Origin of the sequence: Qipengyuania seohaensis (genome assembly GCF_002795865.1) — a bacterium.
In the GTDB taxonomy this organism is placed as follows: Bacteria; Pseudomonadota; Alphaproteobacteria; order Sphingomonadales; family Sphingomonadaceae; genus Qipengyuania; species Qipengyuania seohaensis.
Map to the genome: position 1 here is coordinate 676,244 of NZ_CP024920.1, position 16,161 is coordinate 692,404.

The following is a 16,161-nucleotide window of genomic DNA, read 5'->3' on the forward strand; positions in this document are numbered from 1 at the left end:
GTTTCCATACAAGCATTTAGCGCGGCAGATCGGTTGCGTTCGGACAGGTGTGCTGTTTGAGTCACACTCTCAAAAGCTTGCCGCATTGCAGCATCTAAGCTAGGGGCGCGCTCGAATTGGCAGAGCCGAATCCGTGCCCGCCGCTCCGATACCCTTACGAAAGCAAAATCATGTCCCGCGATCTACGCAACGTGGCGATCATCGCCCACGTCGACCACGGCAAGACCACGCTGGTCGACCAGCTCTTCCGCCAGTCCGGCACCTTCCGCGAAAACCAGCGCGTCGAAGAGCGTGCGATGGACTCCAACGACCTGGAAAAAGAACGTGGCATCACGATTCTCGCCAAGTGCACCAGCGTCGAGTGGAACGGCACGCGTATCAATATCGTGGACACCCCGGGCCACGCCGACTTCGGCGCCGAAGTCGAACGCATCCTGAGCATGGTCGACGGCGTTATCCTGCTGGTCGATTCCGCCGAAGGTCCGATGCCGCAGACCAAGTTCGTCACCGGCAAGGCGCTGGGCCTCGGCCTGCGCCCGATCGTAGTCGTCAACAAGATCGACCGCGGCGATGCGCGTCCGCAGGAAGTGCTTGACGAAGTGTTCGACCTCTTCGCCTCGCTCGACGCGAATGATGACCAGCTCGACTTCCCGAGCCTGTGGGCCTCGGGCCGCGATGGCTATGCCAGCAACGACGAAACCGCGCGTTCGGGCGACCTCGAGCCACTGTTCAAGTTGATCGTAGACCACGTGCCCGCACCGGGCCTCGACACCGAAGCACCTTTCAGCTTCCTTGCCACCCTGCTCGACCGCGACAACTTCATGGGCCGCGTCCTGACCGGCCGCGTCCAGTCGGGCTCCGTGAAACTGAATGATCCGATCCACGCGCTCGACGCCGATGGAAAGGTTATCGAAGTGGGCCGCGCCACCAAGCTGATGGCCTTCGACGGGCTCGAACGCGTACCGGTCGAAAGCGCTGTCGCGGGCGATATCATCGCGCTTGCGGGCCTCGAAAAGGCGACCGTCTCCAACACCATCGCCGATCCCAGCGTGAAGACGCCAATCGAAGCGCAGCCGATCGATCCGCCGACGCTCGCCATGCAGTTCACTGTCAACGACAGTCCGCTTGCTGGCCGCGAAGGCACCAAGGTAACCAGCCGGATGATCCGCGATCGCCTTTATCGCGAAGCGGAAACCAATGTCGCAATCCGCATCACCGAAAGTGCGGACAAGGACAGCTTCGAAGTTGCAGGCCGCGGCGAATTGCAGCTCGGCGTCCTCATCGAAACGATGCGCCGCGAAGGCTTCGAGCTCGGCATCAGCCGCCCGCGCGTCCTGTTCCGTGAAGAGAACGGACAGCGCATGGAGCCGTTCGAAACCGTCGTCATCGACGTCGATGACGAGCATTCGGGCACGGTTGTGGAAAAGATGCAGCGCCGGAAGGGCGAACTGACCGAAATGCGCCCCAGCGGCGTCGGCAAGACCCGCATCACTTTCTCGGCCCCCTCGCGCGGCCTCATCGGCTATCATGGCGAATTCCTGTCCGACACGCGCGGTACGGGCATCATGAACCGCCTCTACGAGAAGTACGACACGTTCCGTGGCAAAATCGAAGGCCGTCAAAACGGCGTGCTGATCTCCATGGTCCCGGGCGAAGCAGCGGCCTATGCGCTGAACATGCTTGAAGAACGCGGCGAACTGTTCATCGGTGCCAATGCCAAGATCTACGAAGGCATGATCATCGGCGAAAACGCCAAGCCGGACGATCTCGAAGTAAACCCGATGAAGTCGAAGCAGCTGACGAACTTCCGTTCGACCGGCAAGGACGATGCCATCCGCCTCACCCCGCCCCGCGTGATGACGCTGGAACAGGCCATCGCCTATATCGACGACGACGAGATGGTCGAAGTGACGCCGGAGAACATCCGCCTGCGCAAGGCCATCCTCGATCCGCACGAGCGCAAGCGCGCCAAGCGCGCCGCTCAGGGCTGACGAAAAGCACGACTGCGGGACACGCAGCGCAAGCATGGCGGTGACAATGCGGTCTTGGAACCGGTCACCGCCTTCGCTACTCCTGCAGTCAATGATGGGAATGCAGGGGAGCATGCGCTGTGGCGAGCGACGATGAAGCAGCAATCGACCGGATTATCGCGTCCCAGCCGGCCAATGTCGGCGCGCTTATCCGCAAGGCTGATTTTCGTGTCGCTGCGGGCGATGACAAGACTGCCAATGCCTTTTACCAGGCTGCACTAAAGGCATCGGCGGCGAACCCCGGCGCGGTCTCCGCCGCCGAGTTGGGCCGGGCCCAGGAGGCGGTCCAGCGGCTGGCACTTCGCTTTCAGGACTATCTGGAAAGCTCGCTTGCGAAAGCTGGCTTCGGTCCCGGGAGCCGTCCGCCCCGCTTCGCCAAGGCAGTCGATATCCTGATGGGCCGCCGCGCGGCCCAATCTGAATTGCAGAACCCGCGCAGCTTCTTTTACCCCGACTTGCCCCAGCGGCGATATTACGAGAACAGCGAATTCGGTTGGGCGAGCGAGCTCGAGAGCCGATCGGCAGAAATCCGGGATGAGCTGCTGCCCTTGATGGAGCGGGCAGACGGATTCAGACCCTACCTCTACAGCGATCCCACACGGCCGCCCAAACATGGGCTGCTGGATAATCCCGACTGGAGCAGTCTCACATTATGGGAAAGCGGGAAGGAAATTCCCGAGAACGCACAACAGTGCCCCCTGACCATGAAGGCGCTTGAGAAGGTCGACCTGCTCAAGCTCGACAAGCGCGCTCCGCAAATCATGTTTTCCAAGCTGGCCGCCGGCGCAGCGATAGAACCGCACCTGGGCCTGCTCAACATCCGGCTGGTGTGCCACTTGCCGTTAATCGTGCCCGAAGGATGCATGTTCCGCGTGGGCGGTGAAGACCGGCAATGGCATGAAGGTACACTTCTGACCTTCGACGATTCCATCCTTCACGAAGCGGTGAACCGCGGAACAAGGGACCGTGTCGTCCTCATCTTCGAGATATGGCGCCCGGAACTGTCGGTGGAAGAGCGGTCTGCAGTTACGGCCCTGTTCGACGCTGTGGATTCCTACGGATCATGATCTAGCCGCGGTCAAACCGCGCGGCCGGCCCCTGAGCCAAGTCCTCGAATGCCCTGCAGAGTTGACCGACCCCGGTCCGCTCCAGCGGGGCCTTCCCGGGCTACGGTAGCCAGCACCGGTTGCATTTGTTACCAGCACGCCCATGCAAACCGGAACACTCATCTCGCTTACCCTGTATTTCGTCCTCATGATCGGCATCGGCCTGTGGGCCTGGCGCCGTTCCACCGACACCAGCGAGGGCTATCTCCTCGCCGGTCGCAACCTGTCGCCATCGGTTGCCGCGCTATCCGCGGGGGCTAGCGACATGAGCGGCTGGTTGCTGCTCGGGCTTCCGGGCGCGCTTTATGCGGCGGGTCTCGTGGAGGCCTGGATCGGCATCGGACTTTTCGTGGGTGCGCTGTTCAACTGGATCATCGTTGCCCCGCGCCTCCGCAAACAGACCGAAGAACTGGGCAATGCGCTGACGATCCCCGAATTCCTCGCCAATCGTTTCCCCGACAAGGCAGTGGCCCTGCGGGTAATTTCCGCCCTGATCGTCGTGGTATTCTTCGCGGTCTATACCGCTGCTGGCCTCGTCGGGGGTGGTAAGCTGTTCGAGACGAGCTTCGCCGGATTGCTGCCGGACGCAGGGATGAGCGACTACATGCTCGGCATCTGGATCACCGCGCTGGTCGTGCTGGGCTACACGATGGTCGGCGGTTTCCTCGCCGTAAGCCTCACCGATTTCGTGCAGGGCCTGATCATGGTCACCGCACTCGTCATCATGCCCTTGGTCGTGATGTTCGGCGAAGGCGGCAGCGCAGGCGGATCGCTTACCGAAGTCGACGTTCCCGGTTTCCTGAGCCTGACGCAGGGCCTGACCCTGCTCGGCTTCATCAGCGCCGTGACCTGGGGCCTCGGCTATTTCGGCCAGCCGCACATTATCGTGCGTTTCATGGCCATCGACACGGTCGCCAAGGTGAAGAATGCGCGCAACATCGGCATGACGTGGATGGGGGTGGCCCTGCTCGGCTCCATCGGTATCGGCATTGCCGGACGTGCCTTCGCAGAGCGTAACGGCATCGTTGTGGACGACCCCGAAACGATCTTCATCGTCCTTGCGAACCTTCTGTTCCATCCACTGATTACCGGTTTCCTGCTGGCAGCCCTGCTGGCCGCGATCATGTCGACGATCAGTTCGCAATTGCTGGTGGCCTCGTCTTCTCTGACGGAAGACTTCTACAAGCTGTTCTTCCGCAAGCAGGCGAGCGAACGCGAGAGCGTGAACGTCGGCCGGATCTGCGTGGCGCTGGTGGCGCTGGCCGCCATCTGGATCGCCAGCGATCCCGAAAGCCAGGTCCTGGGCCTCGTCTCGAATGCATGGGCCGGCTTTGGCGCAGCATTCGGCCCGCTGATCATCCTGTCGCTCACCTGGGACCGGATGACGGGCGCAGGCGCGGTGGCCGGGCTGGTGACCGGTGCGGCGGTCGTAATGGGCTGGATCGCGCTGGGCTGGAACTCCGCCCTGCCCGGGTTTGACGGCGGCCTTTACGAGATCGTCCCCGGCTTCATCGCGGCATGGGTTGCGATCTGGCTGGTCAGCAAGGCGACCGCGAAATCCGCAGCCCCCTTGCAAGCCTGAGAAAGGCGTTCCACACCGCTCTCCAAACGAATTGGAGAGTGAGATGCGAGCGATACTGGCAGGAGCCACGGCACTGGCGTTGGTCGCGGTTCCGTCGACCGCGCAGGATCAGACCGAAGAACGCCCAGTAGAAGAGCAGATCGGTGCGGGTGGCAGGCCGGTCGGCGCAAACTGGTCGCGCAGCCCCGTGATTGCACAAAACGGCATGGCCGCAACGGCTCATCCGCTGGCGACGCAAATCGCGCTCGATATCCTGAAGGCGGGCGGCAGCGCAGTCGATGCGGCTATTGCTGCCAATGCCGCGCTCGGCCTGATGGAGCCTACCGGAAACGGCATCGGCGGCGACCTGTTTGCCATCGTCTACGATCCGGCAAGCGGGAAGCTGTACGGTATCAACGGGTCGGGCCGCTCACCTAAGGGACAGACGCTCGACCAATTGCTCGAGAAGCTGGATGGCGCGGACAGCCTGCCGCCGGTCGGCCCCCTGCCTGTCACCATCCCCGGCACGGTGGATGCGTGGTTCGCCATGCACGAACGTTTCGGCAAGCTGGCGATGAGCGACGTGCTTGCTCCCACCGTCTCCTACGCCCGCGAAGGCCACCCGATCGCACCGGTCATCGCCATGTATCTCGACCGCTCGCTGCGAGCCTACACGGCCCGGCAAGAGGCCTATCCCTTCGAGTTCGACAACGCCCGCAAAGTCTGGTTCTCCGACGGGACCGCACCCGAGGCAGGAGAGATGTTCCGTAATCCCGACCTTGCGAACACTCTGGAGGCCATCGGCCGCGATGGGCGCGACGCCTTCTACGACGGCGAGCTGACCGATGTGATGGTCGCCTACCTGCAAGCGCAGGGCAGCGCCTTTACGCGCGAGGATTTCGCCGACCACGAAAGCGATTGGGTGGAGCCCGCCTGCGCGCTCTACAAGAACGGATACGAGCTGTGCGAATTGCCGCCCAATAGCCAGGGTCTCGCCGCTCTCCAGATGGTCAACATCCTGAAGAACGTCGACCTCTCGCAATGGGAACGCGGAAGCCCCGAAGTCCTGCACTACATCACCGAAGCCAAGCGGCTGGCTTATGCCGATGTCGCCCGCTTCTATGCCGACCCCGACTTCGCGCGGTTCCCCGAGGAATTGCTGAGTGAAGAGTATGGTCGCGAACGTTTCGACCTAATCGATCCGGCGCGTGCGGTGCCGGAATTTGGGCCCGGCGAGCCGAAACTGGAGGGTGAAGGCGACACCACATATCTCACCGTTGTCGATGGCAGTGGGATGATGGTCAGCCTGATCCAGTCGAACTATCGCGGCATGGGCGGCGGGCTTGTGGCGCCCGGTACAGGCTTCATGTTCCAGGATCGAGGAGAACTATTCAGCCTCGATCCGGCCCATCCCAATGCCTACGAGCCGGGCAAGCGCCCCTTCCACACCATCATCCCCGCCTTTGTTAAGAAGGATGGGAAGCCGTTCATGACGCTTGGCCTGATGGGCGGCGGAATGCAGCCGCAGGGGCATGTGCAGGTGCTGGTCAACATCGTCGATTATGGCATGAACCTGCAGGAGGCAGGCGATGCCGCACGGCTCAATCACGACGGCGGAAGACAGCCGACAGAAGCGCTGGAGGGACCCTCCGCCGACCCGCTAGGCACGCTGCATGTCGAACCGGGTATTCCGGCCGCAACCGTCGAAGCTTTGCGTGCGATGGGACACAAGGTCGAGGTCGTCTCGAACGGCATCATGTTCGGCGGGTACCAGGCGATCGCGCGTGACCCCGAAACCGGCGTGCTGACCGGGGCTACCGAGATGCGCAAGGACGGACAGGCAAGCGGTTATTGAAAGGAGGCCCAGATGGCCAAGGTTACAGGATTGGGCGGCGTCTTCTACGTGGTGAAAGACCCGGAAGCGACCCGCGCCTGGTATCGCGAAACGCTGGGCATCGACGGTAATTACGGACCGCAGCTCAACTGGAGCGAGGAGACCGGCGAAAAGCCCTATTCGCTGATCAGCCATTTCAAGGACGACCAGTATCTCAAGCCGGGGCGCGGCGGATTCATGATCAATCTGCGGGTCGACGATCTCGACACTTTCGTCGCGCAGCTGAAGGGCAAGGGTGTCGATGTCCTGGACAGCGTCGATGAAGGCTATGGCAAATTTGCCTGGCTGCTCGATCCTGACGGGGTGAAAATCGAACTCTGGGAACAGGTGCTCGCGCCTGAATAATCCGCGCCCTTGCTCCGCTGTCAGAGCCGATGTAGCCTTCTGTAGCATGAGGATCGCAGCCTTATCAGCATCGCTGGCAGCCCTGGCACTGGCCGCGTGCGGCGCCGTTCCGGAGCGCGGCGGCGCGGCGCCTTCACGTCCCACCAGCTCCGCTCAAACTCTGCCTCAACCGACCGGAGAAGCGCTGCAATGCCTTGCCGAGCTCGGCAGCACGCGCGCGCAATTCTCGCCCCTGCCCGACAAGCTTCAGGCCGGTAGCTGCTCCACGGAAAATACGGTGCGTCTCAGCGCCCTGCACGGTGACACTGGTCGCTTCGATGTCACCAATCTCACGACGGTCGCCTGCCCTGTCGCCAAGGACTTCGCCGCCTGGGCGCGGTTCGGCGTCGATCGCGCAGCTCGCCAGATCCTTGGCAGCGGTCTTGAGCGGATCGAGACGATGGGCAGCTATTCCTGCCGCAATGTCGCGGGCACGAACCGACTTTCCGCCCATTCGCGCGCGCAGGCGGTCGATGTGTCCGCCTTCGTATTGAACGATGGCCGAAGAATTACCGTCCAGAGCGGGTGGAACGCCTCACCGGCGGAGCGGCAGTTCCTGCGAACAATCCACTCCAGCGCGTGCAAGCGGTTCGGGACCGTTCTGGGACCCGATTACAACGCGGCCCATCGCGATCACCTCCACCTGGAATTCGGCCGCGGTTCCTTTTGCCGCTGACCCGCCTGTCGGTGCGACCCGCAGGCTCGAAACGTAATCCGCTCAGGCTGCGTAAGTCTGTGCGCCGTCAAGATGCGCCTCGATCCGCAGCCGAACGGCTTCGGCAGCGTGGTGCGCACCAAGCTTATTCATCATGTTTGCCCGGTGGATTTCGACCGTTCGCGGGCTGATCTCCAATTCGCGCGCGATCATCTTGTTGCTGCGTCCCTCGGCCAGCCAGTCGAGCACTTCGCGTTCGCGCGGCGATAGGGATGCGATCCTGCTGCGTGCCTCGATCATCTTGCGTCTCGCAGCGCCATAAGCCTCCGCTTCCTGTGCAATCCGCGCGATCGCCTCGCTCAGGCGGCTGAATTCGAAGGGAAGCCGCAAATAGTCGAGGGCCCCTGCCTTGATGGCGGCGACCACACGGCCGGGTCGCGGGTCTACCGACGTGCCCACTACCGGCAGCCATATCCCTCTCGAAGCCAGGCTGCGCAGTACGACAGCCACGGTACCGTGATCCTCGTCGTCTCGGGCCAGAACCAAGCCACTTTCGGGCGAGGACGCCAGAAGCTCGGCGACATCGGCGTAGACTTCGCAATGGTGCCCCATCCCGAAACCGATGTGGGCCTGCGCAGCACGCGCCCTTGTCGAGCCGTCTACGATGTGAAGTGTCTGTCGCTGTTCCATGTCCGCAATGCTGGCAGCATAAGGGACAATGCGCATTCCGGATGACTACGGATATGGATGCAAACTATTGATAGATATGGGAACCGCCGGCGATTACCGCGGCGAAATAATTGATCCGAAATGGATGCTTTCCCGCGTCAGTCGTCGCCGTTGTAGAAACTGTAGTCCGGCAGCGAGTGAAACGCGTTCTTCAAGGCATCGCCCCAGCTCGACGAAATCGCCTGGAAATAGGGATCGTCATGGGTCACGCGGTGCTGGTGTCCCGCTTCGAAGCTATCGCGCTTGATGACCTGGAGGTCTAGCGGCAGGCCCACGGAAAGGTTGGCCTTCAGCGTGGAATCGAAACTGACCATCAGCAACTTTACCCCGTCTTCGAGGCTCATCGTGCGGTCATAGCCGCGAATGATGATCGGTCGCCCGTACTTGGTCTCACCGATCTGGAAGAAAGGCGTGTCGAGGCTCGCCTCGATAAAATTGCCTTCGGGATAAACCATGAACAGGCGCGGTTCCATGCCGGCGATCTGGCCCGCGACGATGATCGAGGCGGTAAAACGCCCGCGTCCCCGGTCGCCATTGGCGCCCTGCCGATCCGAAATGATCTCGCGCAGGAGCTTGCCGATTTCGGTCGCCACCTGGAACATGGTGGGAGCCTTCAGGATCGCGTTGTCGCGGTCATCGGGCTGCTTTGTTCGTTCTTCGAGCTGGCTGATCACCGCTTGCGTGGTCGCCAGATTGCCTGCGGTCATGACCGTCAGGATACGCTCTCCGGGCACTTGCCAGGTGAACATCTTGCGAAAGACCGAGATGTTGTCGACGCCCGAGTTCGTGCGGGTGTCGCTCATCAGCACGAGGCCCTTTTCGAGCACCATTCCTACGCAATATGTCATGTCGATCCCAAAAAAAACGTCGTCTATTGTTGGACTTGCTGCTGTTCGACCGAGACGTCGACTTCCAGCACCTGCTCCGAATTGCCGAAGCTGATGCCGGTTACAGGGGCCGCATCGCGATAATCGCGACCTGTGGCAACCCTGACGTAGCGCGCATCGGGGCTTATCCCGTTGGAAACATCGAAGCCGACCCAGCCCAGTCCATCGACGAAAGCTTCGGTCCAGGCATGGGTCGCTTCCTGTTCGATCCGGTCGTTCATCATCAGATATCCCGAAACGTAACGTGCCGGAATGTCGAGCGCACGCGCCATGCCGATGAAGATATGGGCATGGTCCTGGCAGACGCCCGCCTTGGCCGCGAAGCTCTCTTCGGCGGTGGTCTTCGGGATGGTCGATCCAATCTTGTACTCGACCTCTTCAAGGACGCGGCGCGATATTTCGTGCAACTGGTCCAGCCCCGCTGCCCCGCCGCTCTCGAACTCCTTGAGGAACTTGCGGATGCCGGGTCCCGGGCGTGTCAGCGATGTCTGAGACAGGAAGCTCCACAGCGGTAGGTGTCCGGCGTGGCGCCCGATGACACCAGCATGGTCATGAGTGTCGACAGTGCCCTTGCACGTGACGACCACTTCGCGCGTTCCCGGTTCGACCGCAATCAGCGTCGTCGTGTTGTGATGCTGGTCTTCGAATTGCAGCTCTTCGCGGGCGTTTTCGTATTCCATCGACCAATCGAGGATTTCCTGCCCCTGCGTTTGCTTGGGCACCAGGCGCAGTCGCTGCAATGCATGCACGACGGGCTGCCCGAAACGGTATCTGGTGGTGTGGCGGATAGAAAGGCGCATCAGGCAAGGAACCTGTAATCGGTTGAAATGGCTTCGGCGATTCCTGCATTGTCCCGGGTAAATTCGACAAGGAATTCGTGCAGTCCCTGATCGAAGATATCTTCGATCGTCAGATCGGTGAGATGCGTATCCGCATCGCGCATGAGCATATTGCTCTGACCCTCGACGCCGTGCAGCCGGGCAAGTGCCGCGAGATCATCGCGCAGGGCACAATAGCAGAAGGCCAGGCTGCGCGGGAAACGTTGGTCAAGGATAAGGAACTCGCAAATGCCCTTCGCATCGATCTGTCCGGCGTTCAGCCAGCGATAGGCGCGATCGCCGGAGACCGAGCGCAGCACCTGGTCCCATTGCCCTGTGTCGAGGCTGGATCCGACATAAGATAGCGACGGCAAGAGCAGGTAGTACTTGATGTCGAGAATGCGGGAGATGCTGTCGGCGCGCTCTATGAAAGTCCCTGCGCGGGCGAAATGGTAGCCCTCGTCCCGCAGCATGGAACCGGCCAGGGCGCCATGAGCCAGCGTTCCCGCCCTTCGGATAGTGGCGACGGTGTCGAGCACCCGGTTTTCCGCCACCGGCTTCTTCAGCTGCTCGTCGATGATCAGCCAGTTTTCGTTGATGGCTTCCCATAGCTCCCCGCTGATGGCGTTGCGGGCGAGCCGCGCATTCTGCCGGACCAGTCCGAACATCGCGAGGACGGAGGCCGGGTTGGATTTGTCGCGCAACATGAAGTTCCACACCTGGCTGCCTGTATAGGTACCGTGTTTCGCTTCATAGGAGGCACGCTGTCCGGCGGTGGAGATGACCGAGCGCCATTCCTCCTCAGCCGTAACCAGGTCGCGTGTCAGCGCCATGCGCATTCCCGCATCCAGCAGACGCGCAGTGTTCTCCGCCCGCTCGAGGTAGCGGAACATCCAGAACAATCCGTTTGCGGTTCTGCCTAGCATCAGTCTTTCAGCACCCAGGTATCCTTGGTCCCGCCGCCCTGGCTCGAATTGACGACCAGCGATCCCTCTTCCAGCGCTACGCGCGTAAGGCCGCCGGGTGTGATGTCGATTTTGTCGGGCGAAACGAGAACGTAAGGCCGCAAGTCGACGTGGCGCGGGGCGAGGCCTTTCTTTGTGTAAATCGGGCAGGTTGACAGGGCGAGCGTGGGCTGCGCGATGTAGTTGGACGGGTTTGCGACCAGCTTCGCGCGAAACTTCTCGATTTCCTTCTTCGACGATGCCGGCCCAACCAGCATGCCGTAACCGCCGGAACCGTGAACTTCCTTGACCACCAGCTCTTCCAGGTTGTCGAGCACGTATTTGAGGCTGTCCTCATCGGCGCAACGCCAGGTCTGGACATTCGGCAGGAGCGGTTTCTCGCCGGTATAGAATTCGACGATTTCGGGCATGAAGGAGTAGATCGCCTTGTCGTCGCATACCCCTGTGCCAGGCGCGTTGGCGATAGTGACGCCGCCGGAACGATAGACGTCCATGATGCCCGGTACACCAAGCACGCTGTCGGGATTGAAGGTCAACGGATCGAGGAATTCGTCGTCCACCCGGCGGTATATCACGTCCACCGCCTTGTACCCGCTCGTCGTGCGCATAGCGACGCGGCCGTTGATCACGCGCAAGTCGCTACCTTCGACAAGCTCCGCGCCCATCTGGTCGGCAAGGAATGCGTGTTCGAAATAGGCCGAATTGTAGATGCCCGGCGTCAGGACCGCCACGACCGGGCGATCACCGGCAGCGGCAGGAGCGCAGGCGGCCAGGCTCTTCGCCAGGCGACGCGGATAATCGGACACGCTTTCGACCGGCACCCGCATGAAGAGTTCGGGATACATGGCCATCATGGTTTCCCGGTTTTCCAGCATGTAGCTGACGCCCGACGGGGTGCGCGCATTGTCCTCGAGCACGAAGAATTCGTCCGGTCCGGTGCGCACCAGGTCGATGCCGACGATGTGGGTGTAGACACCGCCTGGAGGTGTAAATCCGACCATGTTGGGCAGCCAGGCAGCATTGTCCCGCAGCAGGCGCTGCGGAAGCCGGCCAGCGCGGATGATCTCCTGGCGGTGATAGAGATCGTGCATGAAGGCATTGAGCGCGCTGACGCGTTGCTCGATCCCCTTGGTCAGCTTGCGCCACTCGTTCGCGGTGATGATCCGCGGCACCATGTCGAACGGGATCAGGCGTTCTTCGGCCTCGTCCTCGCCGTAGACGTTGAAGGTGATCCCGGTCTTGCGGAAATTGGTCTCCGCTTCGGAATGCTTGCGCTTCAGCAGCTTTGCATCCTGTTCGTCGTACCAGTCGCAGTATGACGAATAAGCGTCGCGCACCGAGCCGTCCGGCTCGCGCATTTCGTTGAAGAAGTCGGCAGAGCCGCTCATGATCCCCCAGAGATTGCATCGAGCCGCAGGACGCGGCCCTTCGCAGGACTAACCGTCCCGCCTCACAAACTAAAGGTTCAGGAGCGATCCAGTTCCGACAATAGCGCCGAAACCGCTTCGTGGGTCAGGACAAAGCCCATGTGGGTGCACCGCAAGGCCACCGCCCGGTCGCGTTCGCCGGGCCTCCCGCAGGCCGATCGCGGGTGGACGATGCCGTCGCGCGGCGACCAGAAAGCAACCGTTTCTACGGGCGGCTTTTCGCTGACGACGGTTTCGATTTCCGGCTCGTCCACACGGTGTCCGGCAATTGCCTGGTAGGCACGCCAGCCGTTGTTCGCGCGCGGGCTGCCCGAGAAAGGAGAGCCCATCGTCACGACCTTGGCGATCTTGTCGGGGTGCTTTTTGGCCAGCTCGCGCGCCATCACGCCGCCGAGGCTCCAGCCGACGAGCACGATCGGCTCCCCGCGACGGTGATAGAGGTCGATCAGGCGCTCTTCGACTTTCGCGAAACGGTCAGCAGTCGCGCCGAGATTATATCCCATGCCCCAGCGTTTCACCGTGTGCCCGGCATCCTCGAGCTTGCGGGCCATCCAGCGCATCCGGACCGGGTGCGCACCGAATCCTGGCAGCAGCATCACGCGCTTGGGGTTTGCCGCAGGCGTCGCGGTGAAATCCTCGAAACGGCGCTTCACCGGCTCCAGGGGCCAGAGGAATTCCTTCGCCAGCAGGAGCGCGCGTGGCCCGCGCGCGTCATCCGGGCTCGGCTCTGCGGCAAGTGCCAGCCTGCGGCTGACTTCCTCGCGGGTTTCCTGAAATGACGGCGTCTGCATCATTCAGGAGAATGCACGAGGCCGATGGCGGTTTCCTGAACAGGAACCCTTCGCTTCAGGTGCAGTCACCGGTGCGGGTCATACCGACCTTCATGGCAACGCGTTTCGTGTCTTCGCTGCCGGCAACCGGTTCGACGGCAGTCATCGTCATCTCGCTGGCAGTTCCGGTCGATTGGCTGTCGATGGTGATCTTCGCATCTCCGCCGCCTGCCTTGCAGGTCATTGCGGCTTGCATCCCGTCGGCATCGGAAGTCAGGCTGTCCATCGTGCAATCGCCGTTCTGCAACTGCTCGGCGATGCCGATCATACCCTTGCTCGCTTCTTCTTCGCTGAGACAGCGTGCAGGGGCCGCGTTCGCCATGGCGTTCATGAATTCCTTCGCCTTGGCGATATCCTCGGAGCTCATGGACGGATCGACCAGTTCGACCAGCTCCATGTTCATCTTGTATTCGCCCGGTTCCAGCGGCTTCACCTTCGCGGCCGCAGCTTCGACCTCGTCGGCGGATACGGTGCCATCGCCATCGGTGTCGGCATCGCTCGAACTGCCACAGGCGGCAAGCGCGATGGTTGCAATGGCAAGGGTCAGGGTAATGCGCATGGAATTCTCCGCGTGATTTGTCGTGCGACGCTAGCAGCAAGCCGCGCGTGCGCAAGCCGCCGTTGCACACGCTCCGTTCGTTCCCCATATGTGCGCACATGTCAGAACTCGTTATCAGGCGCGGCCTCGAAGAACCCGACACCACGGGCGAGTTCGTCCCGCACAAGCCCGCGCGCCCCGAAAAATCGATGGGTGGCCGCAAGTTCAAGCTGGTGAGCGATTATACGCCCGCTGGCGACCAACCGACCGCGATCAAGGAGCTCGTCGCCTCCGCGCGAGAAGGTGAAAAGACCCAGACGCTGCTCGGCGTTACCGGCTCGGGCAAGACCTTCACCATGGCGAAGGTGATAGAGGAATTGCAGCGCCCTGCCCTGATCCTGGCGCCGAACAAGATCCTCGCCGCGCAGCTTTATGGCGAATTCAAGAGCTTCTTCCCGGAAAACGCGGTCGAGTATTTCGTCAGCTATTACGACTATTACCAGCCCGAAGCCTATGTGCCGCGGTCCGACACCTACATCGAGAAGGAAAGCTCGGTGAACGAGGCGATCGACCGGATGCGCCACTCGGCCACGCGTGCGCTGCTGGAGCGCGACGACGTGATCATCGTAGCTTCGGTGTCCTGCCTGTACGGTATCGGATCGGTCGAAACCTACTCGGCCATGATCTTCGACATCAAGAAAGACGAGACGGTGGACCAGCGCGAGCTGATCCGCAAGCTTGTCGCGCTGCAATACAAGCGAAACGATGCTGGCTTCGCGCGCGGCAATTTCCGTGTACGCGGCGACAATCTCGAAATCTTCCCCTCACACTACGAAGACATGGCCTGGCGGGTCAGTTTCTTCGGTGACGAGATCGAGGAAATCAGTGAGTTCGACCCACTCACTGGCAAGAAGGGGGCCAGCCTCGACAAGGTGCGCGTCTATGCAAACTCGCACTACGTAACGCCCGGCCCGACGATGAAACAGGCCAGTGAGGCCATCAAATTCGAGCTCACCGAGCGGTTGAAGGAACTGCACGAGGAAGGCCGCTTGCTCGAAGCGCAGCGGCTGGAGCAGCGTACCAATTTCGATCTCGAAATGATCGCGGCCACCGGCTCATGTGCAGGGATCGAGAATTACAGTCGCTTCCTGACCGGCCGCTTGCCGGGCGAGCCGCCGCCAACGCTATTTGAATACCTACCTGAAAACGCGCTGCTTTTCGTCGATGAAAGCCACCAGACCGTGCCGCAGATCGGCGCGATGGCAAAGGGCGACCATCGCCGCAAAATCACGCTCGCGGAGTATGGCTTCCGCCTGCCCAGCTGCATCGACAACCGCCCGCTGCGCTTCAACGAATGGGACGCCATGCGGCCGCAGACCTTTGCGGTCTCCGCCACGCCCGGTTCGTGGGAGATGGAACAGACGGGCGGCGTCTTTGCCGAACAGGTCATCCGCCCCACCGGCCTCATCGACCCGCCGGTCGAGATCAAGCCGGTGGAAGACCAGGTCCAGGATTGCATCGAGGAATGCAAGAAAACCGCCAAGATGGGCTACCGCACGCTCGTCACCACGCTGACAAAGCGCATGGCGGAAGACCTCACCGAATTCATGCACGAAGCGGGCGTGAAGGTTCGCTACATGCACTCCGACGTGGAGACGCTGGAGCGTATCGAGCTGATCCGCGACCTCCGCCTTGGCGTCTACGACGTGCTGGTCGGCATCAACCTCCTGCGCGAAGGCCTCGACATCCCCGAATGCGGCCTCGTCTGCATCCTCGACGCCGACAAGGAAGGCTTCCTGCGTTCGGAAACCTCGCTCATCCAGACCATCGGGCGCGCCGCGCGTAACGTCGACGGGCGGGTGATCCTCTATGCAGACCGCATTACCGGCAGCATGGAACGCGCCATGGCGGAAACCGACCGCCGCCGCGAAAAGCAGCGCGCCTATAACGAGGAACACGGGATCACCCCGCAGACGATCAAGCGGAAGATCGCCGATATCGTGGCCGATACCGCGTCGCAGGATGGCGTCACCGTCAGTACGGGCGACGACGAGCGCAACAACCTCGTCGGCCACAATCTTCGCGCCTACATCGAAGACCTGGAAAAGCGGATGCGTGCCGCCGCAGCCGATCTCGAATTCGAAGAGGCCGGCCGCCTGCGCGACGAAATCCGCAAGCTGGAGAACGACGAGCTTGGCCTCGGAGACGAGGAGAAGAAAGCCCCCCGCGTCGGCCGCAGCGATGCGGGCAGGCCCGGAACGCGCAAGACGCGCTATGGCAAGACGCGCTACAAGCGGATGGGCGGCAAACCCTAGGCGGCAGCGCTCGAACCGCCAG

General features: G+C 61.9%; 14 protein-coding genes. 7 read left to right on the forward strand and 7 right to left on the reverse strand.

Features of this window, described 5'->3' with window-relative positions:
- Positions 1-170 precede the first annotated feature (170 nt).
- From typA to CVE41_RS03420, 6 genes are all read left to right on the forward strand, one after another.
- Positions 171-1,991, forward strand: a complete 1,821-nt coding sequence (gene typA, locus CVE41_RS03395; protein ID WP_100261349.1) for a translational GTPase TypA — start codon at positions 171-173, stop codon at positions 1,989-1,991.
- A 119-nt stretch (positions 1,992-2,110) separates the two neighbouring features.
- Complete coding sequence (locus CVE41_RS03400) at positions 2,111-3,097, forward strand: aspartyl/asparaginyl beta-hydroxylase domain-containing protein (RefSeq protein ID WP_100259385.1); 987 nt, start codon at positions 2,111-2,113, stop codon at positions 3,095-3,097.
- A 142-nt stretch (positions 3,098-3,239) separates the two neighbouring features.
- Positions 3,240-4,718, forward strand: a complete 1,479-nt coding sequence (gene putP, locus CVE41_RS03405; RefSeq protein ID WP_100259386.1) for a sodium/proline symporter PutP — start codon at positions 3,240-3,242, stop codon at positions 4,716-4,718.
- A 43-nt stretch (positions 4,719-4,761) separates the two neighbouring features.
- Positions 4,762-6,552: a gamma-glutamyltransferase gene (gene ggt / locus CVE41_RS03410; protein WP_100259387.1), complete on the forward strand. Its 1,791-nt coding sequence runs from the start codon at positions 4,762-4,764 to the stop codon at positions 6,550-6,552.
- A gap of 12 nt (positions 6,553-6,564) precedes the next feature.
- Entirely contained in the window at positions 6,565-6,936 is a 372-nt protein-coding gene (locus CVE41_RS03415) for a VOC family protein (RefSeq protein WP_100259388.1), read from the forward strand.
- A 46-nt stretch (positions 6,937-6,982) separates the two neighbouring features.
- Positions 6,983-7,651: an extensin family protein gene (locus tag CVE41_RS03420; protein WP_100259389.1), complete on the forward strand. Its 669-nt coding sequence runs from the start codon at positions 6,983-6,985 to the stop codon at positions 7,649-7,651.
- Positions 7,652-7,693: 42 nt separating this feature from the next.
- Here the strand turns inward: CVE41_RS03420 and CVE41_RS03425 are convergent, their stop codons facing one another.
- From CVE41_RS03425 to CVE41_RS03455, 7 genes are all read right to left on the reverse strand, one after another.
- Entirely contained in the window at positions 7,694-8,320 is a 627-nt protein-coding gene (locus tag CVE41_RS03425) for a response regulator transcription factor (protein ID WP_100261350.1), read from the reverse strand.
- A gap of 137 nt (positions 8,321-8,457) precedes the next feature.
- Positions 8,458-9,207, reverse strand: a complete 750-nt coding sequence (locus CVE41_RS03430; RefSeq protein ID WP_100259390.1) for a proteasome-type protease — start codon at positions 9,205-9,207, stop codon at positions 8,458-8,460.
- A 23-nt stretch (positions 9,208-9,230) separates the two neighbouring features.
- Positions 9,231-10,046, reverse strand: a complete 816-nt coding sequence (locus tag CVE41_RS03435; protein WP_100259391.1) for a transglutaminase family protein — start codon at positions 10,044-10,046, stop codon at positions 9,231-9,233.
- Entirely contained in the window at positions 10,046-10,990 is a 945-nt protein-coding gene (locus CVE41_RS03440) for an alpha-E domain-containing protein (protein WP_100259392.1), read from the reverse strand. The genes CVE41_RS03435 and CVE41_RS03440 overlap by 1 nt, the downstream gene beginning before the upstream one ends.
- Positions 10,990-12,417, reverse strand: a complete 1,428-nt coding sequence (locus tag CVE41_RS03445) for a circularly permuted type 2 ATP-grasp protein (protein WP_198507710.1) — start codon at positions 12,415-12,417, stop codon at positions 10,990-10,992. Before CVE41_RS03445 ends, CVE41_RS03440 begins: the two co-directional genes overlap by 1 nt.
- Positions 12,418-12,494: 77 nt before the next feature.
- A complete protein-coding gene (locus CVE41_RS03450; RefSeq protein ID WP_332835724.1) occupies positions 12,495-13,250 on the reverse strand; it encodes an esterase/lipase family protein in 756 nt (251 codons plus the stop codon).
- A gap of 52 nt (positions 13,251-13,302) precedes the next feature.
- A complete protein-coding gene (locus tag CVE41_RS03455; RefSeq protein WP_100259394.1) occupies positions 13,303-13,845 on the reverse strand; it encodes a DUF3617 domain-containing protein in 543 nt (180 codons plus the stop codon).
- Between the two features lie 98 nt (positions 13,846-13,943).
- Here CVE41_RS03455 and uvrB point away from each other — a divergent pair, with 98 nt between their 5' ends.
- Entirely contained in the window at positions 13,944-16,139 is a 2,196-nt protein-coding gene (uvrB, locus tag CVE41_RS03460) for an excinuclease ABC subunit UvrB (RefSeq protein ID WP_100259395.1), read from the forward strand.
- The last annotated feature ends 22 nt before the right edge of the window (positions 16,140-16,161 follow it).